Consider the following 21,581-nt stretch of genomic DNA (forward strand, 5'->3'; position numbering starts at 1 on the left):
GATCCAATCAATCATAAGATCGATAAAATGAAAATGTTGCAACAAATCAATAGAATTGTTGAATATATCCGATGGAAGGGAATTCTTTCGTTGGAAAAACAAAATAAAATCACCTGCTAAAACCAAAAAGTATTGTTGTAAACACTTTCTGGTTTTAGAATTCTTCAGAATGGTAATGTGATTTCGTTTTTTAAGATTCGATCACACAATCCACAAAATACGTAAGTTGGCCTGTCTCCGATTTTTCTTCCACAAGTCCATGGATGTCCGTTTCAAATCCAGGGAACTTTGTATTGAACTCACGAGCAAACTGTAAGTACCGGATGATCGTTGAGTTAAATTTTTCTCCAGGGATGAGAAGAGGGATTCCAGGAGGGTATGGAGTGAGAAGGACTGAGGTAATCCTTCCTTCCAATTCATCTATCGGAACCCGTTCGATATCACGATGTGCCATCTTGGCAAATGCTTCCGAAGGTTTCATTGCAGGGATCATCGGACTCAAATACATCTCAGTTGTTAGGTGGGAAATGTTATTTGCCCGATACACTTCATGCATAGATTGGCAGAGGTCTCGTAATCCAATCCGATCGTATTTCGGATACGCTGCTGTAAACTTTGGCATCACCCTCCAAAGTGGTTGGTTCGAATCGTAATCATCTTTGAACTGTTGTAATTCGGTGACCATTGTATTCCATCGGCCTTTCGTGATACCAATCGTAAACATGATAAAGAAACTATAAAGTCCCGTTTTTTCGACGATGATTCCATGTTCAGCCAGGTATTTGGTAAGGATCAGGGCAGGGATCCCCCAATCAGCAAATTCCCCCTCTACACTCATTCCTGGAGTGATGACAGTGGCTTTGATCGGATCCAACATATTAAATCCTTCCGCAATGTCACCAAATCCATGCCAACGGTCATTGGCCTTTAGGATCCATTCATCTCGTTCGCCAGCTCCCTCTTCCGCTAGGGCTTCCGGTCCCCAAACACTGAACCACCAGTCCTCTTCCAATTCCAAGTCAACCTTTCGCATGGCTCGCCTGAAATCCAAAGCTTCTTCGATGGACTCTTCTACAAGAGCATTCCCACCAGGAGATTCCATCATTGCTGCAGCCACATCACAAGAGGCAATGATGGCGTATTGTGGACTCGTACTTGTGTGCATTAAAAATGCTTCGTTGAATAAATTTCTATCTAGCGTTTCTTTTTCACTATTTTGCACAAGGATCTGGCTTGCTTGTGACAATCCTGCCAAGAGTTTATGTGTGGATTGAGTGGCAAAGATCATACTTTCTTTTGGGCGAGGTCTATCAGATCCAATCGCATGCATGCCTGTATAAAAACGATGGAAGGCCGCATGTGGTAACCATGCTTCATCAAAATGAAGGGTTGAAATTTTGCCATCTAACTCTGATTTGATATCTTCAACATTGTAGAGAATTCCATCATAGGTACTTTGTGTAATGGTTAGGATACGTGGATTCCCTTTTACATGTTTTGCAAACGGGTGTTCCGCGATCTTTTTTTGAATGTTTTCCCAAGTGAACTCAGATTTGGGAATAGGGCCAATGATCCCAAAATGGTTTCTTGTAGGCATTAAAAAAACTGGGATGGCACCTGTCATAGTGATGGCATGTAAAATACTTTTGTGGCAGTTGCGGTCAACGATCACAACGTCGCCAGGAGCTACCGTGCTATGCCAAACAATTTTATTGGAAGTAGAAGTTCCATTTGTCACAAAGTACAAACTATCACATTGGAAAATCCTCGCGGCATTTCGTTCACTTGCAGAAATGGGTCCCGTATGATCTAAGAGTTGGCCTAGTTCATCGACCGCATTACAAACGTCAGCACGCAACATGTTCTCACCAAAAAACTGATGGAACATTTGTCCTACCGGACTTTTTAAAAAGGCAACACCACCTGAGTGACCTGGGCAATGCCAACTATAACTTCCATCATGTGCATATTGTGTAAGAGCGCGAAAAAAAGGTGGAGGTAAACTATCTAAATAAGATTTAACTTCTCTGTGGATCGCACGAGCCATAAACTCTGGTGTGTCTTCAAACATATGAATGAAACCATGGAGTTCTTTAAGGATACTATTAGGAATGTGGCGGCTTGTTCTTGTTTCCCCATATAAAAAGAGAGGGATGTCTGCGTTCCTGTGACGGACTTGGGTGACAAAGTCTTTGAGTTGGCGGAGGGCATCTGGCACTTCACCTTCTGTCTCTGGCGTAAACTCTTCATCATCAATGGAAAGGATGAACCCACATGCACGACTCTGTTGTTGTACAAAACTCGTGAGGTCTCCGTAACTGGTTACACCCAGAACTTCGATCCCTTCCCCTTCTAAGGCCTTTGCAATAGCTCGAATGCCAAGACCACTGGCATTTTCGGAACGAAAATCTTCATCAATGATGATGATAGGAAATTGTACGATACCGTTTTGATACATCAACTCCATAGGAGGTATGTCCCACAGAGAATCAAATGATTTTAGTTTCTAAACTCGTTTTTTCGGAAGGTATTTGTAATACTCCATCTCAACCGTGTTGATGAGATAGGTATAGTATTTGACTAATTTTTTATCGAACTTCTTTTTGTTCATCTCTTCGCGGTAAAAATCTGCCAATTGGCTGCGGAAAAGGGCAGATTTCATATCATTTCGATTGATGAGAATGGTGTTTGGCAGATCTCTGACAGCCACATCATCTGGGATGACGATGGTCGACACAGATTGTAAAACTGCATATTCAACGGTGGATGCAACTTTGTCCTCGTCCTTTTCTTTGGCGAGGGTCATGTTGTTTCGTTTGATATTGTCTAAATTTTCATAAATGCGTGAACGTAAGGATTTAGGATCTAATACTTTATCTGTGATTTTGTTGAATCGTTTTGGGAAAACAAAATTGTCTGCGGCTTTGTAGATATGAGAAAGTTTTTCTTCTTTTTTATTTGTCTCTTGTTCTTCTTCGTAACTTGGGGTGGAACCAGATGAATAACTTGGTTTTCCCCAATCACCCACACCTGAAAACTTTCCTGAGTTTTTGATATCTTCTCGAATTTCTTCTGTTGTTTTTTCTCTAAAATAGATGGCAGCTAAAAACCCGATCACAACTGAGAAAGGAACTCCAAAAAAAATTGGCATCGCCGAACGTAGATAATATGCCCCAGTGATGAATATCATTGTGCTCACCACAAACGTAAGAATACCAGGTACTACATTAAAACGAGATCGGATTTCGTTGGATCTTTCTTTTTCCAATTCCTCCACTTCCATGTTTTTGACATCGGCATTTAGTTTTGCAATTAACTCGGGTTTGAGTTTGCTATTGAGACCTGGGTGTTTGGGATTGGAAAGTTTATGATTGATGATTTTGGCATAACCCAATTGTTTTTTGTATTCGGGGTTGGTTCTCCCTTCAAATGCAAGTTTGTGGATGACCGCTGCCATATACCCATGGTCTACCACATAATACACCGACCTTCCATCGGGAGTTTTTTCTTCATGATATGAATGTTCCGATAAGACATCGTCTTTCAAACGTTTGATGTATTCAGTTACTTTTTCAGGAGCAGTGATGCCTGCATTAGCAACTTCTTCTTCAAAGTTGATACGTAACAATGTATTATGATTTTTTGTATGTTCCGGGATTTTGCTGATAACTGCATTTTTAACCGTACCATATATGTTATCATCTTTTCTAGTTAATACAGATCCCTTCTCTTCAGAAAGGCGTTTTAATATTTTAACACTTAGGTCGATTGTTTCTTTGATCGAAAGTGCTCTGTTATTTTTTTCTACTGGAAAAGGAAAGTTTTCAATGATGGCTAAAAACTTTTTCACTTCCTCTTCCGGATTCATCTTAGCTTCTAACGATGAAAATTTTGGAGTCGCAGAATATTCGTTAAACTGTGCCAAAAAGGATTCGTATTTTGCATCTTTAGCAAGTTTTGTAAGTTGTTCTTTAGTAAAATGTTCCAATCCATTTAAGTGGGCAAGGATTTGGTTTACCACTTCTGGCAGTCGTTTGAAACTTCCATCGGGTAAAATATTGAGTTCGTCGATGACAATATGATAATCGGTTAAGATGGGTAGAGCTAAGTTTTGTTCTCTTGCAAACAATGTGAAGTCTTGCAAAAAATCTGGCATTGGGATGTAAGGTAAGTTCCCAAATCCTTTTCTTACGAGCGAAGAGATTTCTGCTTCGAGAGAACCTAACTTAGGATATAACCAAGTATTTCCATCTTTGTTTTTTTGTAGGAGTAAGGCACCTGGGTTATCTTCGTCCCAGTTCCTTCCCTTTTTGGCTCGGTTTTCGAGTAATACTTTAATGAGTTCTTGTGAAAAACGAAAACATGCTTGTCTATAAGGTTGGGTGTCCGTCTTATTCTCGTTTTGTGGTGCAATGAGGGCAATTTTAGAAGAGATTTTACTGCCGGTTCGTATGAGATAAGGATATGCATAAGCGGCTCTGTTTTGGCCACGGTGGTCAATGTCTAAAATTTGACGGAGTGCATGGTGGATGGAGTTTTCAGATCTACCTTGTGCTCCTAAGTTTGTGTATTTCCCAAGTGCTTCGGGAAGTTTGTCCACCGTCATGAGGTAGGAAGCATGTTTTTCTTTGCTTCCATGTTTTTCTACACGTTTGTGCCAGTCTTTCAGTTCGTCCAAGATGCAACGAGCAGTAGGGGTTAGGCTCCCAACGGAGTCAGATAAAAAAATATAGGATTGAGCAGAAGGTCTTTCGGAAGAAGATTCATCCTTGGATGAAGGATTCTCTAAGACTGTGTCTGATAAATCGATAGTATCTTCGCTCATTCGGATTTCGCCTGGTGAGAGGCCACAATTTCAGCAAGGATTTGGGCTCCCCTGGCTAATTCTTCTTCCTTACGGCAATATGTCAAACGTATGCATTCTTTCGTATGTGAAAAATCAGTGTTTAGCCCAGGAAAGAAATAATGTCCTGATACGATGAAGAGTCGTTTATCTTTACAAAGGTGATACAATTGGTGATTGGTAATGGAAAGTGAGGGGAACCGAATCCAAAGGAAAAAACCACCCATGGGGTCGTGGATTTCGTATTCGACTCCCAATTTTTGAAACGCATCTGTGAATAATGCCAATGCGAGGTTACGTTTGGCTTCATAAAACGGACGTAAGATGTTTTCTGAGAGTTGGGTGAGTAGGTTTTTTTGGAAAAGCTGTTCCATCATATACACTCCTAAATTCCCAACAGCAAGATTGCCCACTGCGGCAAAAGAAGAAAGTGTTTCGATGGTATCCTCATCAGAGATCACAATCCCCAACCGAACACCCGGTAATCCAATTTTAGAAAAACTTAAAGAAAGTGTTCTACCGTTCCCAAAATGAATTGGTTCTTCTTTCCCAATCAAGTTAGGAAAGGGATTTCCATACGCCAGGTCGATGAGAATCGGAATGTTTAGCTTTTTTGTTCGTTCTTCCATCCATTCGAGATCGGATAAATTGATTACATTCCCCGTTGGATTCGTTGGCCTTGAAATGGCAAGGACTCCAATGTCAGTCAGATCGAAGGATGTTTTGTTTAGCTCATACTGGAAACGATTTTTGCCCGTTTGTTTAACCATTGGTGTATTTGCTACAAAAACACCTTCGGTGATGGTTTGGTCCGCATAACCAATGTATTCTGGGACAATTGGCAACAGTATTTTTTTAAAACTTCCATCTGCCATTGGACCTGAGTGCAGATTGAGCAAATAGGAATACGCATTTTGGCTGCCATTAAAAAAGGCGATGTTTTCTTTTCTTAAACTGGTACCAAAATGGGAAGACAGGTATTCTGCCGCAATTTCTCGGAAGTGGTCGTTGCCTATCGGTGCTTGGTAGTCACCAAGTAAAGCCCGAAGTGCAGGCTCTTTTGCAAGGTTGGTAAATGTTTCCTGGAAAACTGCCTCCGCTTCCGGGATGTGTGCGGGATTGCCTCCACCGAGAAGGATTTCATCGGGATGACCCGTTTGTTTTCCTAGGTCTTCCATTAAGGATCGGATTCCTTGGTTTTCGCGAAGGCGATTGGCCCAAGTCGAGTGTTTTTGGTCCATGGTTTCGGTCATATTTTAGGAACTTTGTCCGCTCAGAACCAATTTTCTATGGTTTTTCTAAAATTATGTTCGCATTTCGAAAAATGAAGTGACATAATTCGCAAATAGAGTACTTAAGTGACATAATATATAGGAGTGCTGTTGGATGAGCACCGAAACAATACAAAGACCGATTCGAAAAGAAAAAAACATCGAATTCTTCAAACCTACCCTTTCGAGAGAAGATCTGAAAGGTGTGTTAGAATGTCTCGTGGAAGAACATCTTTCCAATGGCGAGATCGTGGAACGTTTTGAAAAAACGTTTTGCCATACATTCAAAATTAAATATGCAATCTCTACAAATTCTTTGACATCTGCTTACCACCTCGCATTACTTGCGTTAGGTGTAAAGGCTGGTGATTCTGTATTACTTTCGAGTTACGCACCAATCTCTGCCTTAGATGCCATTTTTCTCATCCAAGCAAAACCAGTGATTGTGGATCTAAAACGTAATTCCTTTCATCCTTGCCCGGAAGAGTTTTTGCGTAAAAAAAATGAATCTGGTGCAAAGTTTGCTCTGTTTGATCATAGTTTTGGATCCCTCATTCGATTGCATGAATATTCCATTGAAGGATTGGAAGTAATCGAAGACTTCACAGAAGGCATTGGTGCGACATCGGAATCCATCACTGTTGGAAAACAAACTAAAATTGCCATTTGCGGACTGAGTGCGGAAAACATCATCACAACTGGAAATGGTGCCATGATCATCACTTCTGAAAGTAATTTAGCAAATGCTGTTAAGTCTTACAAGTCAGGATCTTCGTCCAAACGAAATTTTGGTGAACCAAAGTATGATTATAACTTAGTGGACTACCAAGCAGCTCTTGGAATCGAACAGTTGTCTAAACTCGGTGTGATTTTAGAGCGTAAGAAAAAAATTGCCTCTGCTTATCTACAAGCAGTGCAAAACTCACGTCTCGAAACTTATTTCCAAAATCCAAATGAAGATACATTCCAAAGATTTCCAATCGTTGTATCTGGACAAAATTATGAAGAGATCCAACGGTATTTTAAATCCATTCATATTGGAACACAAAGAACAGTAGAAGAACCACTCCATCGAGTTTTGGAAGAAAACCATTTAGAATATCCAAATGCTGAAAGGTTATTCCAAAGGGGTCATTGTATTCCGATTTATCCTAACTTAACAAAAGATAATGTGCAAAGGATAGCAACTGCCATCCGACGCATCTATTGATTGGTGCCGAAGTTATACTACCTCGACTCATTATTTGAGTATCGCCTACATTCTCCTCTACTGAATCTCGATTCCTCTTTGAAGAGGAGGAATCGTTGTTTGGAAAAACTTTTTTTTCCCATCACGAATGAAGAAGATTATGTATATGTGGAAGAACTTCCGAGTGAAACATTATATTCACATTGGAAAGAGAAAGGACTAACTCCAGGTATCCCATACCAATTAGGAGGATTGATAGGAGATGTGACTCTTATTGAATGGGGGAAACGCCACAATTGGGAAGAAGGTGAACTCCAAATTGATCCCATTCAATTGGAAATGGCACGATACTTAAATTCAAAGGTCACACAATTAGATTTTCGCAAACACCATTCCCCACTCCCTGCCAAAGTGATTACTTCCGAAGAACATCTGTTTGCTGAGATGGAAGAGGCAAAATTGCCTGTCGTATTAAAAAGTGAATTCGGACTTGCAGGTAGGAATCATATCATCTTTAAAACTCCTTCCGATTCCTGGAAGATGTCTCAAGTCCAGAAACGTCTGTTTGGTTTTCCTGTTGTCTGTGAGGATTGGGTAGGAGAGAGTCGTTTTTTCGATTTTTCTACACTTTGGGATGTAAAAGAAGGTGAATTTTTTTATCTAACGTCAACATCGATGTGGATAGATCCCGAAGGTGGATTTCGTGGGATTCGGATTGGAGGAGGGGAAAATGAATACCAACCTCTCTTCCTTCCTTTCGTTTATGATTTGGTCAAAAACTTAAACAATTTGATTCCAAAAGAATATTCTGGTCCCTGTGCAATCGATGGCTTTTTATACACTGAAAATGGTTCAACGAAGGTACAACCAGTTTCTGAGTTTAATTTTCGTTATTCGATTGGTCGAATTTTGTGGGAGGTTCGGAAAAAAAGAAAAACAAAAGTTGAAACAGTTTCTGGGCTACTGGTTTTGCCTTATCCAAAACAAGGCAAACTTGATGAATGGGGAATTCTTGAGAAATTAGAAAAAGAATTAAATAGTGATCTTATTCTACTAACGCCCGTTAGAGATCTTTCGGACAAAGCGTATCAAAACGCGGTTTTGTATTTTGAAACCACAGTAGAAAAGGAAACTACTGTGGTGGAAACAATTTGGTCAACTTGGAATGAACCAAACTAAAAAAGTTGGATTACACCTCGTCTTGGTTTAATACAAATTCGTGTTTACCGTTAATTTCTATCGTTGGTGAACTAACATTCCCTCTACGTTTGATTTCTAGAATATCAGTATTGGTGAGAGGTAAAGTTGCTTCTAGGCTAACAATCACTTTCTCCCCTTTCTCCGTCCATGTACATAACATCTTTGCTGTTTCGTAACCCATTTCACAAGTTCCGTCATTGTGTAATTGGATCCTTGCGATATTGGATTTTGTTTTCCATTTTCCGATAGCCCAAGTATTCTTTGGTGGCACAAGTGCGGAACCCGCTTGCTCTGAATCAAACACGAAATCGGCGATTGCCGTATTTTCTGTATTGGTTCCTTTGTAAACTTCCTGGATGGTCAAAGAAATTTCTTTTGCCTTGATTTCGTTTTTGAAAGTGATCACTTGTCTGGAAAGTGAATCTTTTAGAGTTACAATTTCTTCGTTCCCAGATTCTGTTGTGACTTTTAATTTTTTAACACGGTTATTTGCGGCCCATAATTTGGGATCTCCAAATCCATTGTAAATGGCTAGGGAACGGAAATGGATAGGATTTTTGTATTTGATGACAAGTGATTCCCCGATCCCTTCTCCTTCCACACCCTCAGCCCAACTTGTTTTCAGTTTTCCATCCATGGCAAAAACGGGGATGTATTTTTTTGATTTTGGTTGGAGTTGGCTTGTAGAAGTTATGGTAGGGGGATTTAATGATTCTGAAAAGAGTGGCAAACAAATGCTAAGAATCAGTAATGTCGATTTGAAAAAACGAAGATTCATAAAGCAAAATCATAAGTATCTAATGGAAAGAGCAAGTAGGAAATAATATTTATGGATATGGAAATCGAATTTGTGACAGTATATACTACGTTTCCGAACAAGGAAGAAGCAAAACATTGTGCAAAAATTCTCATTGGGGAACGATTGACTGCCTGTGCAAATCTGATCGACAAAATGGAATCGATTTATGTCTGGAATGATACTTTGGAAGAATCGATGGAAACAGTATGTTTATTCAAAACAACAAAAGAAAAATCCGAACCACTCAAACAAAGGCTAAAAGAAATCCATTCTTATGAAATCCCTTGTATGGTGGTTTGGCCCATCCTCAGTGGTGATAAGGATTATTTGGATTGGATTCGAAAATCTTTATAAAATTCTTTGATTTTTTCAAAGAGAACATCAAACCCTAATTCTTGTTTCCATTGGAGAAAGGAATCAGGCATTTTTACAGAGCTAAACCATGGGTAAGCTGGTGATTCCTTCGGTTCCGCCAGCATTCCCATTAAACTAGCAAGAGTTAAGTCGACCCTTCCAAATGATTTCCCATTAAAATATTTTTTAGTTTTATAAATTTCGATGAGCTCTTTTGAACATTCATCTAAAGCTTGTTTCACGGTTTCAAGATTTTTGTTTGTGATTTTATAACGACGTTTGAGGGATAAAGCGATTAAGTCAAAGTGTTCTGGTGGACCAACAGTTTCCGATAAGGATTTTGGAGTTAATAAAAAAAGTTTACCAACAATTTCAGGATAATCTAAAATAAAGTGATACAATAAGGTCTGTAAACTTTTCCCAATTTTATTGTCGATATCCTCTTCCATTTGTTTTTCTTCGACGCTCGCTTTAGATCCAAAGGCCTTTTCTTCTACCAAATCTAAAATCTTTCCAGAACCCTGGACAATTTTCGTATCTGTTTCTAAAACGGGAACATACAAATCAGTTACTATTGGTTTTAATGTTTGGATATGTTGTCCTGGAACCAGCTGGTTTAATTCGTACGGGTAGTTTGCTAAATCTAAACCCCATCTTGCCTTTTCTGAAAAATGTGAAATCGGAAATGTATAAAGCTTTGCACTCATCTGTCGACTTTCATAAAATATAATTCTCTAGGCAACTATGTTTTTCGTTTGGAAAATGGATTGTCGAATGGCTTTTGTTTGTTTATCGTGAACCTACCTTTATGAGATTTTGGTTTTTTTGTTGTTTGTTTACGATCCCATATGGGTTTTTATTCGCTGAAGAACCTCAATCGTATTGTTCGATGGATCGAGTTTGTGTTGAATTTGTATCGAATTCGAGAGGGGTGGATGTATACTTTCATAATAAAATTGCAACAAAACAAACAGACACTTCAATATCAGTGAGTGCTGTATTGGTAAATATGAAAAGTTCAAAACCACTTCCGCTGTTAGCGGTTCTACGTGGTAACCGGAAGGTGAAATTATTCCATCTTAAAACCATTTCTAAGAAGAAAAAAATATCATATAAAATTCAATACAAATGGATCCTTGGGAATTTTTTATCCAAACATAATTTCCGTTATATTTATGATTTACCCTTTGATTCTAAACTGAAAGTGAGAGTGTCACAGAGTTATTTCGGACAGAAAAGTCATACGGGGGACAATCGTTATTCGATCGATTTTGGATTGAAGGAAGATGATTACATTCTGGCAGCAAGGCCAGGGTTAGTCATTGATACCCAGGATAAAAACATTGAAGGTGGATTGGATCCCAAATTCAAAGAGTCTGCCAATTATATAAAAATCCAACATGATGATGGGACGATTGCCGAATACGCTCATTTACGATATAGAGGTGTGCTTGTCAAAATTGGCCAAAGGGTAACAATTGGAACAGTCATTGGTCACTCGGGGAACACTGGTTATAGTGAAGGTCCCCATCTCCATTTTGAAGTTTACCAACCCACAAAAACCTTGCGAAAAAAAACAATTCCAACTAAATTTCGCACACAAGTATCTGAAGCAGAAACTCTCTCGGAAGGAGCATTGTTGTGGAAAAGGGAAATAGGAAGTCCAATTGAAAAAAAAATAGTGGATGTGGATGGAACTTTTATCTGTGACCGTTTAGATGGCATAACACAAGAAGGTTGTAAACAAACTTCATTTTCAAAACTATCACCTATCTATTTATTGATTCCGATTTTAAGGCCTGATGTATATAAATTTCAATTGCAGTTGCAAAAAAAAGAAACCGCCATTCGATATGAATATACATGGGATTCAAAAAAAGAAGACTGGATTAGTTCTTTCATGATTCCAATCCAAGATTTTCAGGATCCAGTCGATGGTGAATGGGTCTTGAGTGTTTGGTCCAATGGAAATTTACAAAAAAAAATTGAGTTCCAATTAACGAGTATATAGTGAAAAAGTTTATTTTACTTTTATGTTTTTTTGTATCCGGTTTACACCCTGAGTCTTCCGAAGAAGTGAAAATGATTTGTTTGCCAAATCATATCTGCACCTACATGGTGCGTGTTGAAAATGGGTACGATTTCTTCATGGTAGATCAATCAGCAAATCTAGGCATTGTTCGTTCTATAGAATTTAATCTTTCTGTTAAAAATCTGAAATCCGATCTGCAATTCCCTCAATACTATGTCGTTAGAAATGGAGAACCAATTTTCATCACTCGATTCACTGTGGAAGATGAATCGAAATTAACTTTTTATTCTTTTTCGGCCTTGGATTATTGGGGAGACTGGGATGCAGTCCATGATGATCAAGTTACCTATTCCCTGCCATTTGCAAAGGGGACACGTGCAAGAATTGGACAGGGATATAATGGTAAATTTACACATTTTGGAAATCTAAAGTATTCATTAGATTTCATCCTTCCGATCGGAACTCCAATCCATTCCTCGAGAAAAGGAAGGGTCGCCGAAGTAGTTAAAAAATATTCAGAGGGTGGTCTTCGCAAAGATCTTTTTTCTAAAGCAAATTTTATTTTGATCCAACATGATGATGGGACACTTGGAAATTATGCTCATCTTAAAAAAGATGGGGCAGTGGTAAATGTTGGAGATTATGTGGAAGAAGGACAGTTAATTGGTTATTCGGGTAATACTGGTTATTCGGATGGACCTCACTTACATTTTGAAGTTCAAAAACCAAGTAAAGGTGCAACCATTGAAACAATTCCTACTTTTTTTAAGACACAATTTTCCGATCGAGAGTATTTGAACCATTTGTATTTGTATTGGCATCCGGTAAAAGGAATTGATCCACCAAATTCTGATATTTTGGAGGATGGAATTATGTTGTGTCGAGTGATCGAACAAGATGAATCATTCCATTGTAAGGACACAAAATTTAGATTAGGTGAACAGTTTGCGATAAAGATTGATTTCATTCGACCAACATCAAAACAAATTGAATTATTTTTATCAATTGATACAGGTAAGGTAGAGCCATATTACAAAAATTGGCAGATTCAAAAATCGAATATTTTTGAGTACCAACTCTTTAAGATCCCTAAAAACCGTAATTTTGTGGGAAATTGGCAAATGCTCATCAAAGTGGATGGTGTTGAAAAAAAGAAATTTTTCTACCAAGTTTCGCCGTAATCGTTTGACAAGTAAATGTATGTATAGTAGTATGTCCATGGGCTTTCCAAGACCATTTGGTCGTACTACGGGGGTGCAAACTCCCTTCTTTTTTCTAACGAAGGAAATAGAAACAACTTTCCTCCCAACGCCTCATTCGTTTCCATAACAATTGCTATGGATATGGATGACTCAATCAACGTACTAGGTGGACCACTTTTGCCTTGTTCCACAGATCCATTGACGGGTTTTTTTCGTGATGGATGTTGTAATACTTCTTCAGACGATTTTGGTTCGCACACGGTTTGTGTGCTCGCTACGAAAGAATTTTTAGAATCACAAAAAGCTTCTGGAAATGATTTAATCACTCCTTGGCCGGAGTATGCATTTCCAGGTGTTAAACCTGGGGAAAGATGGTGCCTTTGTGCTTCTAGGTGGTTAGAAGCCTACCGCAATGGTGTGGCCCCTCAAGTCTATTTGGAATCGACCCACAAACGAGCGTTAGAGATTATTCCTTTGGAACTATTGGAAAGATTTGCGGTAGAAAACATCGATTGAACTCACTTGTTTAATTGATCCAAATAGGCTCTCGTATGTTTTGACGTATTTTTTAAAAGGGAACCTAAAATGGAATGGATTGGGTGGCTTTCTTCATACAATCTGTCGTATTTTGTTATGTTTAAGTTTTCCAATTGTTCGTCGGTTGGGTCCCCTGCATCGTATGCTTCTCTGCATACATTCGTTCGTACATCATCATAACTCTTCCATTCTGTTTTTTCATTTTCGCTTATATTCATAATCGAAGAGACAACCGGGTGGTTCCAGTTTTTGGATAAAATTAGGTTTTTGATGAGATAGTATTGGTACTCCTCAATTAAGGTGTGGCGTCCTGAAACAAACTCGATCATATTGTTTTTTGGTTTTTGGTAACCAACAAATGAAACAAGTTGAACACCAATTTGTTTAGCGGCACTCACTCTTGGCAAAACAGAAGAGTGGTATGGTTGTGTTAAGTCTTGGATGTAATGGAGTGCCCATCCTGCAAATCTGTACCCCCAATAAGGATGTCCTTTACGAAATGCTAATTTGGAAAGTTCACTAAACTGGTGGATGCGAAGTTCTGGGTAGGTTTTTTTTAAAAATCCTGCCAGGGAGAAAATGATTTTTGGTTCATAAAAAAATCCCATGTGGAAAGGTGCTTGGGAGGAATATTCAACCGCAGGATTCCCAAAGGGTTGGAGTCCAAAACCATATATTTTTCCCACCTCACTATTGTTATCCTCAAATAAGTGAAGGTCTAAGTCGTAATCAGGTTCATCAGTTGCCGAAATGAGCACTTGATCTGCGCTTATCGTATCTCCTTCATTTAATGAAATGAAGGTTTCATTCACTAATTTACCTTTTTCGTGAAGAGTTGTGAGTTCATCCAATGGTAATTTTTTACCTTCAATTGCTGGCACAGATTGAATATAAAGCGCAGCTTTGTGGTTAGGATTCACTCTAAGTGCTTTATAAAATGGAAGCACCAAATCTGAATCGGAAATCTTTGGAGAAAATTTGAGATTATCATTTGTTTTTGTTAGGTGAGGAAGTTTTTGTAATGCCCAATCTTCTGAACTGGAAAGTACCTCTTGGATAGAATCTTTCTCTTGTTTTAAAAATGAGTTTAAAGATTCTACTTTGACTTGTGGAATTGTTTGGTTTTTCCAATGGTCCTTTAGTATGAGATACGTAATCCCAGCGTGGTTATTCCATGCAAAACTTGGGTAAGTGAAAGTGAATAAAATGATAATCAGTAGATATTTTTTCATAGGTATTTAATTTTCCTTCTTTTGAAAATTTTGTCCGTTCCAATGGTATTCGGATTGGTAATAGTCATGTTGGTTTGGTTCATCAATATCGAAACTATGCATGAGTTCAATGATTGTGTTTTCTTTTCCTAAAATGGATTTTCGCATGATTTTTTTATCCTCTGGGAGTGTATCTTTTGGAAAGATTAACCATGATTCTGAACAAGATGGTGGATCACATGCCCCTGGGTTCCAAGAGAATTGCGGTTGTATTTTGAAATTTTGGTCAAACGTGAATAATTGTTCATTGGAATAACCATACTCAATTTCAGAAAAGATTAAATATTTGATAGCAAATAATGCATTTGGTTTCGGTGAAAAACCTTTTTCATCATAAATGGTACTGTCCCAAGATTCATTACTCATAGGTCCAACTTCCCATAAACCTTGGCTAATCAGATTGGTATCGCGGATGATTTTTAATTCGAGTTTGCGAGTTTTCTCTCCTAAGTTTTTACATAATACGAGCACATCTTTTATAGGGAAAGAATAGTCAGAGATGAATCCACCCCAAACAAATCCAATGTTACCTTCGGTTTCAGTTCGCACTTGGTACCAATATTCCTTTACTGAATTCTGTTCTAAGGTTTGGTTCATTTTTGAAAGGATTTTCACCGATTGTCCCAATTTGAGTTTTTGAATCACTTTTGCATTCAAATTCCCCGATTCTCTTAGATTGACATTGTCACCAAATACATGATAGGTGGAGCCAATATTTTTTTCAGCAATGTAATCGTCCCAATGGTTTTGTGAAAAAAGGGGAGAAACAAAAAAAAGAATCAGGAGAATTACGTAGGATAAATTAGCCGACATAGTGTAAAAAATAGGAAAGTGAGAAAGTTGAGTCGATCTCTTTTCGCTGGAATCGGTTTTTTTCTGATTCAAAGTGGTCGATACTTATAAAAAGGTTTCGTTTACAAAAGGATACCGAATGATACTTGGACAAATTTTGAAACCGTATTCGTTAGATCAAATTCGTATCTTAGAAGAAAAGTTGAACACCTATGAGATTTGGGTATTCGTTTTAGTACTATCTGTAGCCATTTTACTTCTCGTTGTTGTCATGCAAAGGCTCGCTATTGCAAAATTTAGAAATTCAGAGCTATTTAAATCCAAACAGAGTTTAAAATTGAATCAAAAGGATATTCAATTAGAAAACGAAGATGAAACAAATATTATTGATACCAATACGATTACACAAACTCCGATCCACCACCCACTCACTGTCACAGGGAAAGATTTACCTGAGCCGGGAACTATTTTTAAATTTTCTGTTCCATCTCAAAGTAATCGATTGGTTTTAATTGGCAAACGTGAAGGAAACATTGTTACAAGGTCATCCGAGATTTTAGACCATCATTTAACAATTGATATAGAGCCAGTCGATTCAGAGAATATCGAAATTTTGTCCTACCAGGTAGAGTTCCGTCGAGAAGGAAAAGTTTTGATTCAATATCCAACAGATAAAGATTTTCATGAAATGGAAATGAAAGAATCGTTTACGATTTCCAACTCATTGCATTATGAAAATGAAAAAACTTTTGATGTGATTCAGCTAACACGTCCGATTCGAATTAAAGTAGGTGGTAAGTTGGGTTTGGATGGAAAATTTAAAAATGGATATTTTGAGTTTCATTTATTTACGAAAGATATATTAGAAAAAACGAATTTAGGTAATAAACGAATTGAAAAACAATTTTACCTGAAGTTGTATAAGATCTTTCCGGGGTATGATACGGCGAGACAGACTAGGGATGGGATTGTGCCGATGCTAACGAGGTTTGGGGGGAAGTTGTGAGTCCACAGTCCCCGCCCTGAATTGGGTGGGGTTAACCACCCGCCACCCAATACGTCCTCTCTACCACATCGTATCCTTTCTTTCAATTCCCTTCGCCGAAATGCAAAATTCTTTTCAAAAGAGTTCACCTTTTGCATCATTTGTATTCTTAAGAATTCCACCCAAAAAAAAAAGCCAAGGTTACCCTTGGCTTTTCCTTCGATCTTTCGAACGAACGTAATCGAATCTTAGATTCGAATTATGGTCTTTCTACGATCATTGATCCTGCGATCCCACCGTGTGCACAAGCAGTCACAAGAACTTTCTTTGCATCTTTGTTTTCATGGAAGTCCATGATCGCATTGTGTAGGAGTCGAACCCCTGTAGCACCAAACGGGTGTCCAATGGCAATGGATCCACCATTAGGGTTGATTTTTTTGGCATCAAAGTTCTTTTCCCAATCAAATCCTGTTCTGATTTTGATTTCTTCAAGAGCTGCAACTGCAGTTGCTGCGAAAGCTTCATGGATTTCGATCACGTCGATGTTTTCCACTTTTTCACCAACTTCTTCGAGGAGACCAAGAGTTGCTTCTGCTTGTCCAAGTCCCATTAGGTTTGGTGCAACACCTTTCATTTTGAAACCTGTTACCACTGCTTCTGCTTTCAGTCCTAATCTTTTTGCTGCTGCTTCAGAAGCGACAATGATTCCTGCTGCTCCATCAGAACGTGGGCTTGCATTGAAGATGGAAACAGTAGGGCCATGTGATTTTTTTAAGTCTTTTCCATACTTTTCTTTCCAAGCATCAAATTTCATAGCTGGGTTATCAAACATAAGCATCGCGCGACCCATACGAGTTGGGTTTTTCACAAGACCTTCACGGAGGAGAACCGCCTCATCTGCTTGGAGTGGGTTTCCTTCATCGTCTTTTACTTCCATGATATATGGTTTGTAACGACCTTCTTGAGTTGCTTCGAATGCTCTTTTGAACGATTCGTAAGCCACTTTGTCTTGTGTTTCCCGTGGGAGTGCGTAGTTTTGTGCGAGGATTTCTGCCGTTACTTGCATTCCGTAAGAAGTTTCACCATCACCAAGACCATCTTCTAATGTGTCACGAAGTTCCACGCCTTCAGGAAGGTCGTTTGGAAGTAGTTTTACAAGTGAATCTAAGCTATTTGTTTTTTTATTAAGACGAGCATTTTTCACAACGAAAGGCATAGAAGTTTGAGACTCTTCTCCAATCACGAGGAAGACTTCCCCTTCACCTAACATAATTCGGCGAGACGCTTCTGCAACTGCTTCAAGTCCTGATACACAGTTGTTGGCAACTGTCAAACAAGGAATTTCTAAAGGCAGGTTCATGAGGTTTGCAATCACACGAGCAGAGTTTGGTGCATTTGAGAATCCTTCTCCCACAATCACTCCGTCAATGTCAGTTGGTTTCAAACCACTGCGTTTCATCACTTCTTCACCTACTAGTTTTCCTAAGTGGTGGCCTGGATACTGAGCGAGCGCCTTGCCTATTTGTGCAAAAGGAGTTCGTGCAGGTGCTGCGAGTACAATCTTTTGTGTTACTTTCATATAAAATCCTTCTTCCTTTCTTTCTTCTAACTTAAGTTACCTAAACCATTACTTTGCGAGCCACTTCATCATCGATCGTAGTTTTGTTCCTACTGCTTCGATTGGGTGAGCCGCATTTTTTTCTTTGAGTTTTTTGTATTCAGGGTATCCAGCTTTTGTATCAGCCATCCAACGGTTTGCAAACGCTGCACCCTTGTCTTTTTGGATGTCTGTGAGAACATCTTTCATACGAGCTTTCACACCTGCATCAATCACACGTGGGCCACTGATGTAATCTCCATACTCTGCAGTATCAGAGATAGAAAAACGCATACGTGCCAGTCCACCTTCGTAGATAAGGTCAGTGATGAGTTTTACTTCGTGTAAACATTCAAAGTAAGCAATCTCTGGATCGTATCCAGCTTCTGTAAGTGTTTCAAAACCACTCATGATGAGATTTGCCACACCACCACAAAGAACTGCTTGTTCCCCGAAAAGGTCTGTTTCTGTTTCTTCACGGAAAGATGTTTCTAAAATTCCTGCTCTTCCCCCACCAACTCCGCTTGCGTGTGCAAGTGCACGAGCTTTTGCTTGGCCTGTTGCATCTTGGTAAATTGCGATGAGGCATGGAACCCCACCACCTTCCGTGTAAACACGGCGAACCAAATGTCCTGGACCTTTTGGAGCTACCATATACACGTCTACGTTTTTTGGAGGAGTGATGAGATCGTAGTGGATGTTAAATCCATGAGAGAAAACAAGAGCCTTTCCTTCCGAAAGGTTTGGTTCAATGTCCGCCTTATACATGTCAGCTTGGATGGTATCTGGAGCAAGGATTTGGATGATGTCCGCTTTTTTAGAAGCTTCTGCTACATTGTAAACTTCGAAACCAGCTTCTTTTGCTTCTTTCACTGATTTAGATCCATCGCGAAGTCCAATGATGACTTTCAAACCAGAATCTTTCATGTTTTGAGCTTGGGCGTGACCTTGGCTTCCGTAGCCAATCACTGCAATGGTTTTACCTTTAAGGAGATTGAGATCGCAACTGTCGTCGTAATAGATATTTGCCATGGATGGGGCACACTTCCTGCGGAAAATTTAACTGATTTTTCCATCATTTTGAACTATAATAAGGGAAACAAGAACGAATTAGGGCGCCTTTCCTTGCTTGCTCCGGACTCACGCAGTCGCTTCGGTCCTTCGGACGGCGTTCGCCTCCTCCGCATCAAGGGCGCGTAAGAGACATAATTTTTTGAATCAACTTTCTTATCATTTTCATCCGATCCAACCTTTGGCATAGGTGATCCCCGCAAATGCGGAAACCCTCCATTTCAGAATCCTTGTTTGCATTCTATACTTTGTGTATCATGAACAGAATCAATTTTGAATCATTAGAAACACTCAGTCGCCAAAAGATCGTTCGGTTTTTGTGCACCTTACTTCTAGTAGGTGGAATGGCCAGTCTCGGTGGTGGTTGTATCACACCGGATTATGGGAATGATTCTTATTATGTAAGGCATCCAAGTCAAAATGGGCACAACTACCGCCAATATCCCTATCCATACCATGGGTATTCTGGTCGTTATGGGGTGCCATATTATGGAGGAAACCAATACCAAATGCCAAGATCGGGTGGAGGAGGCCACAATCCTTTCCATATCCCAGGGGGTCGTTACAATAACTTAGGTAGCCCGGGAAAGTGGAGGTTATAGGATTTGGACACTAAAGATTCCCAAAAAATCTTCTTTTGGAAGATCGAATTCAACCGTACAATCTGTCCGAATCGGATTGGTTCTCAAACTAGGAATCGATCCTCTGTTTCAGGGGTTTTTGTCTGTTGTCTCTTCCTCATTTTGGTAACCTCTTTTTCTAACTCTTGCGCAAGCCTTTTGCCAAAAGAGAGAAGGGTATATCCGAAAAATCCCATTCATTTACCTGCAGGAATGGACATCCATGGGTGGGTGCAAACAAAAAAGGAACAATATCCCAATAGGCTTCGGGTGTATGACCTGGACTCTAATTCGTATAAGATCCAATACTTTCGGAGAGAGTTGACTTCGATTGGTTCCTTTATTTCCTGCGCAGCTTACCTCCGCCAAACCAATACCAAATCCATCGAGATGTTAGAGATGATTTCCAATGTCAATTACGCAGACTATCATAAATCCATAATCCCTCGGGGTGGTGAACTGGGTCCCATGAATGAAAGAGAAAGAACCGAAATTCTTTTACCTTGCATCGAAGAATTCTTAATCGCTCCACAATCCAAGGAATGATCTACGAGTGAAATATCTTATCATGATATGCATACTAAGTTTAACTCAATGTGTATTTGCCAATTTAGATCACCAACCCAGAACCTTCCCGAAAGATTTAGAGAAAAATAAAATTGCCAAGTCCATTACCATTTTAAATCAAAACCGAGTTTTTTATCAAAGAGGGTACAAACGTTTTGTGGAAATCAATCCCATGTTTGGAATTCCTTGGAGTGAATACTTTTCGAAACAACAAAAGAAAATCGGATCTTCTCGTTACCAATGGAAAACCGTTTTTATCAACAATATAGAAGATAAAAATTTCGAACTCACGAAAGTGAAAACAGACTATATACTTTTTGTTGTGGCAAACCGTCCGAAGAGTGACTGGGAAGAAGGAAAGATAAGCCAAACTTTACAAATGTTAATTCTTTGTTTATACCCATGCGAAGAAAAACTAAGTTTAGATGTAACCGTTAAATTATACCACGAGAATCGCTTGGTCACGGAGAAAACAAATACCCAATTGGCGACTCGCTACTTAAGCCCTTGGTACATTTTTGTACCAAATCGTTTTCAAATGCGTGATTATGGAAATCTAACCAATGAACCAAATGCATTCTCTACCATGTATCTTCAAGGTTTCCAAATGGCAGTTGACGAAATCTATCAAACCCTACCTAACGAAGTGGGTAATGAAACAAAAAATGAACCATAATCAAATGAGAATGAAAGAACCACTCACAAAATGGAATGCAATGAATCGAAGACATGGTTATATGCCAGATTTCTTTCGTGTTTGGAAATTTGGTTGGATTCGAAAATTTACTTTCCTTTGTTTTCTTTTTTTCATCTTGGATTGTGCAAGTTTACTTCCTCCAGAAAGGAGAGTGTATCCGAAGAATCCTGTGCCACTACCCAAAGGGATGAACATCCAGGATTGGATGGAGACAAAAAAGAATCAATACCCAGAAAACCTAAAAAGCCATACTCCTTATGGAGTTGTTTATAAAATAATGTACTTTCGGAAGCAAAAAACAAATTTTGGATCCTATATTTCCTGTAGTGCTTATATAAGACAAGTGAAAGATGATGCCATTGAACTGATTGAACTTGCATCTCTTATCAATCATTCGGATTACCATAAATCAGTGAGTCGTTTTAATAAAGGAGGAGACCTGGGATCGATGACAGAAGAGGAACGATCCGAAATCCTACTTCCTTGTATCGAGGAATTTTTGGAATCACCAAAGTGAGAGAAATGGTTTTTAAGAGTCCTTGCTCGTTTGGTTT

The 21,581-nt window shown here is 39.0% G+C and carries 20 protein-coding genes; 11 read left to right on the plus strand and 9 right to left on the minus strand.

All coding sequences use genetic code 11. The features are described 5' to 3' along the window. Nucleotides 1-190 precede the first annotated feature (190 nt). The 3 genes from LEP1GSC202_RS09005 to LEP1GSC202_RS09015 are packed head-to-tail and all read right to left on the minus strand — an operon-like array spanning nt 191 to nt 6,096. Entirely contained in the window at nt 191-2,458 is a 2,268-nt protein-coding gene (locus LEP1GSC202_RS09005; RefSeq protein WP_039928709.1) for an arginine/lysine/ornithine decarboxylase, read from the minus strand. Between the two features lie 48 nt (nt 2,459-2,506). Beyond that, complete coding sequence (locus tag LEP1GSC202_RS09010; protein WP_015677553.1) at nt 2,507-4,825, minus strand: hypothetical protein; 2,319 nt, start codon at nt 4,823-4,825, stop codon at nt 2,507-2,509. After that, nucleotides 4,822-6,096, minus strand: a complete 1,275-nt coding sequence (locus LEP1GSC202_RS09015; RefSeq protein WP_039928456.1) for a valine--pyruvate transaminase — start codon at nt 6,094-6,096, stop codon at nt 4,822-4,824. Before LEP1GSC202_RS09015 ends, LEP1GSC202_RS09010 begins: the two co-directional genes overlap by 4 nt. A 133-nt stretch (nt 6,097-6,229) precedes the next feature. On the opposite strand from LEP1GSC202_RS09015, the gene LEP1GSC202_RS09020 reads away from it, so the two are divergent. Both LEP1GSC202_RS09020 and LEP1GSC202_RS09025 read left to right on the plus strand, forming a co-directional pair. Further along, nucleotides 6,230-7,324, plus strand: coding sequence for a DegT/DnrJ/EryC1/StrS family aminotransferase (locus LEP1GSC202_RS09020; protein ID WP_015676471.1), 1,095 nt, complete (start codon nt 6,230-6,232; stop codon nt 7,322-7,324). A 99-nt stretch (nt 7,325-7,423) separates the two neighbouring features. Then, nucleotides 7,424-8,482: a hypothetical protein gene (locus tag LEP1GSC202_RS09025; RefSeq protein WP_015676732.1), complete on the plus strand. Its 1,059-nt coding sequence runs from the start codon at nt 7,424-7,426 to the stop codon at nt 8,480-8,482. 10 nt (nt 8,483-8,492) lie between these two features. Here LEP1GSC202_RS09025 and LEP1GSC202_RS09030 read toward each other — a convergent pair whose 3' ends face one another. Further along, nucleotides 8,493-9,281: an NADase-type glycan-binding domain-containing protein gene (locus LEP1GSC202_RS09030; RefSeq protein WP_015676657.1), complete on the minus strand. Its 789-nt coding sequence runs from the start codon at nt 9,279-9,281 to the stop codon at nt 8,493-8,495. A 51-nt stretch (nt 9,282-9,332) separates the two neighbouring features. Here LEP1GSC202_RS09030 and cutA point away from each other — a divergent pair, with 51 nt between their 5' ends. Further along, nucleotides 9,333-9,656, plus strand: coding sequence for a divalent-cation tolerance protein CutA (gene cutA, locus LEP1GSC202_RS09035; RefSeq protein ID WP_015677497.1), 324 nt, complete (start codon nt 9,333-9,335; stop codon nt 9,654-9,656). Here cutA and LEP1GSC202_RS09040 read toward each other — a convergent pair. After that, nucleotides 9,626-10,363 carry a glutathione S-transferase N-terminal domain-containing protein gene (locus LEP1GSC202_RS09040; protein ID WP_015676938.1) on the minus strand — a complete coding sequence of 246 codons (738 nt, stop codon included), beginning with the start codon at nt 10,361-10,363 and terminating at the stop codon, nt 9,626-9,628. The two genes, cutA and LEP1GSC202_RS09040, sit on opposite strands and share 31 nt — an antisense overlap. A 101-nt stretch (nt 10,364-10,464) precedes the next feature. Here LEP1GSC202_RS09040 and LEP1GSC202_RS09045 point away from each other — a divergent pair, with 101 nt between their 5' ends. The 3 genes from LEP1GSC202_RS09045 to LEP1GSC202_RS09055 all read left to right on the plus strand — a co-directional run bounded on the left by LEP1GSC202_RS09045 (nt 10,465) and on the right by LEP1GSC202_RS09055 (nt 13,406). Then, nucleotides 10,465-11,667, plus strand: coding sequence for a M23 family metallopeptidase (locus tag LEP1GSC202_RS09045; RefSeq protein WP_039928711.1), 1,203 nt, complete (start codon nt 10,465-10,467; stop codon nt 11,665-11,667). Beyond that, on the plus strand, nt 11,667-12,869 hold the full coding sequence (locus tag LEP1GSC202_RS09050; protein ID WP_015676356.1) for a M23 family metallopeptidase: 1,203 nt from the start codon (nt 11,667-11,669) through the stop codon (nt 12,867-12,869). Before LEP1GSC202_RS09045 ends, LEP1GSC202_RS09050 begins: the two co-directional genes overlap by 1 nt. 156 nt (nt 12,870-13,025) lie before the next feature. Beyond that, nucleotides 13,026-13,406 carry a DUF2237 family protein gene (locus LEP1GSC202_RS09055; protein WP_015677244.1) on the plus strand — a complete coding sequence of 127 codons (381 nt, stop codon included), beginning with the start codon at nt 13,026-13,028 and terminating at the stop codon, nt 13,404-13,406. A gap of 2 nt (nt 13,407-13,408) precedes the next feature. On the opposite strand, the gene LEP1GSC202_RS09060 is transcribed toward LEP1GSC202_RS09055, so the two are convergent. Continuing rightward, nucleotides 13,409-14,659 (minus strand): phospholipase C/P1 nuclease family protein, encoded by a 1,251-nt coding sequence (locus LEP1GSC202_RS09060; RefSeq protein WP_015676748.1) that lies wholly within the window; start codon nt 14,657-14,659, stop codon nt 13,409-13,411. A 6-nt stretch (nt 14,660-14,665) separates the two neighbouring features. After that, nucleotides 14,666-15,511 carry an SH3 domain-containing protein gene (locus LEP1GSC202_RS09065; protein WP_015677331.1) on the minus strand — a complete coding sequence of 282 codons (846 nt, stop codon included), beginning with the start codon at nt 15,509-15,511 and terminating at the stop codon, nt 14,666-14,668. Between the two features lie 118 nt (nt 15,512-15,629). Between LEP1GSC202_RS09065 and LEP1GSC202_RS09070 the strand changes: the two genes are divergently transcribed. After that, nucleotides 15,630-16,496, plus strand: a complete 867-nt coding sequence (locus LEP1GSC202_RS09070; protein ID WP_015676429.1) for a hypothetical protein — start codon at nt 15,630-15,632, stop codon at nt 16,494-16,496. A 238-nt stretch (nt 16,497-16,734) separates the two neighbouring features. On the opposite strand, the gene LEP1GSC202_RS09080 is transcribed toward LEP1GSC202_RS09070, so the two are convergent. Continuing rightward, entirely contained in the window at nt 16,735-18,054 is a 1,320-nt protein-coding gene (locus LEP1GSC202_RS09080) for a thiolase family protein (RefSeq protein ID WP_015676354.1), read from the minus strand. Between the two features lie 48 nt (nt 18,055-18,102). Continuing rightward, complete coding sequence (gene ilvC / locus LEP1GSC202_RS09085) at nt 18,103-19,104, minus strand: ketol-acid reductoisomerase (protein ID WP_015677454.1); 1,002 nt, start codon at nt 19,102-19,104, stop codon at nt 18,103-18,105. A 242-nt stretch (nt 19,105-19,346) separates the two neighbouring features. Between ilvC and LEP1GSC202_RS09090 the strand changes: the two genes are divergently transcribed. The 4 genes from LEP1GSC202_RS09090 to LEP1GSC202_RS09105 all read left to right on the plus strand — a co-directional run bounded on the left by LEP1GSC202_RS09090 (nt 19,347) and on the right by LEP1GSC202_RS09105 (nt 21,544). Further along, nucleotides 19,347-19,745: a hypothetical protein gene (locus LEP1GSC202_RS09090; RefSeq protein WP_015677231.1), complete on the plus strand. Its 399-nt coding sequence runs from the start codon at nt 19,347-19,349 to the stop codon at nt 19,743-19,745. Nucleotides 19,746-19,886: 141 nt separating this feature from the next. After that, complete coding sequence (locus LEP1GSC202_RS09095; protein WP_244147678.1) at nt 19,887-20,309, plus strand: hypothetical protein; 423 nt, start codon at nt 19,887-19,889, stop codon at nt 20,307-20,309. 7 nt (nt 20,310-20,316) lie between these two features. Then, nucleotides 20,317-21,006: a hypothetical protein gene (locus LEP1GSC202_RS09100; RefSeq protein ID WP_039928466.1), complete on the plus strand. Its 690-nt coding sequence runs from the start codon at nt 20,317-20,319 to the stop codon at nt 21,004-21,006. Further along, on the plus strand, nt 20,996-21,544 hold the full coding sequence (locus LEP1GSC202_RS09105) for a hypothetical protein (protein ID WP_015676889.1): 549 nt from the start codon (nt 20,996-20,998) through the stop codon (nt 21,542-21,544). The genes LEP1GSC202_RS09100 and LEP1GSC202_RS09105 overlap by 11 nt, the downstream gene beginning before the upstream one ends. The last annotated feature ends 37 nt before the right edge of the window (nt 21,545-21,581 follow it).

Origin of the sequence: Leptospira yanagawae serovar Saopaulo str. Sao Paulo = ATCC 700523, assembly GCF_000332475.2 — a bacterium.
In the GTDB taxonomy this organism is placed as follows: Bacteria; Spirochaetota; Leptospiria; order Leptospirales; family Leptospiraceae; genus Leptospira_A; species Leptospira_A yanagawae.

What these genes read in the sequence shown, in the direction of transcription:
- LEP1GSC202_RS09005 (WP_039928709.1), bottom strand. Translation starts at nt 2,458, where the DNA reads ATGTATCAAAACGGTATCGTACAATTTCCTATCATCATCATTGATGAA.
- LEP1GSC202_RS09010 (WP_015677553.1), bottom strand. Translation starts at nt 4,825, where the DNA reads ATGAGCGAAGATACTATCGATTTATCAGACACAGTCTTAGAGAATCCT.
- LEP1GSC202_RS09015 (WP_039928456.1), bottom strand. Translation starts at nt 6,096, where the DNA reads ATGACCGAAACCATGGACCAAAAACACTCGACTTGGGCCAATCGCCTT.
- LEP1GSC202_RS09020 (WP_015676471.1), top strand. Translation starts at nt 6,230, where the DNA reads ATGAGCACCGAAACAATACAAAGACCGATTCGAAAAGAAAAAAACATC.
- LEP1GSC202_RS09030 (WP_015676657.1), bottom strand. Translation starts at nt 9,281, where the DNA reads ATGAATCTTCGTTTTTTCAAATCGACATTACTGATTCTTAGCATTTGT.
- cutA (WP_015677497.1), top strand. Translation starts at nt 9,333, where the DNA reads ATGGATATGGAAATCGAATTTGTGACAGTATATACTACGTTTCCGAAC.
- LEP1GSC202_RS09040 (WP_015676938.1), bottom strand. Translation starts at nt 10,363, where the DNA reads ATGAGTGCAAAGCTTTATACATTTCCGATTTCACATTTTTCAGAAAAG.
- LEP1GSC202_RS09045 (WP_039928711.1), top strand. Translation starts at nt 10,465, where the DNA reads ATGAGATTTTGGTTTTTTTGTTGTTTGTTTACGATCCCATATGGGTTT.
- LEP1GSC202_RS09055 (WP_015677244.1), top strand. Translation starts at nt 13,026, where the DNA reads ATGGATATGGATGACTCAATCAACGTACTAGGTGGACCACTTTTGCCT.
- LEP1GSC202_RS09060 (WP_015676748.1), bottom strand. Translation starts at nt 14,659, where the DNA reads ATGAAAAAATATCTACTGATTATCATTTTATTCACTTTCACTTACCCA.
- LEP1GSC202_RS09065 (WP_015677331.1), bottom strand. Translation starts at nt 15,511, where the DNA reads ATGTCGGCTAATTTATCCTACGTAATTCTCCTGATTCTTTTTTTTGTT.
- LEP1GSC202_RS09070 (WP_015676429.1), top strand. Translation starts at nt 15,630, where the DNA reads ATGATACTTGGACAAATTTTGAAACCGTATTCGTTAGATCAAATTCGT.
- LEP1GSC202_RS09080 (WP_015676354.1), bottom strand. Translation starts at nt 18,054, where the DNA reads ATGAAAGTAACACAAAAGATTGTACTCGCAGCACCTGCACGAACTCCT.
- ilvC (WP_015677454.1), bottom strand. Translation starts at nt 19,104, where the DNA reads ATGGCAAATATCTATTACGACGACAGTTGCGATCTCAATCTCCTTAAA.
- LEP1GSC202_RS09090 (WP_015677231.1), top strand. Translation starts at nt 19,347, where the DNA reads ATGCGGAAACCCTCCATTTCAGAATCCTTGTTTGCATTCTATACTTTG.
- LEP1GSC202_RS09105 (WP_015676889.1), top strand. Translation starts at nt 20,996, where the DNA reads ATGAACCATAATCAAATGAGAATGAAAGAACCACTCACAAAATGGAAT.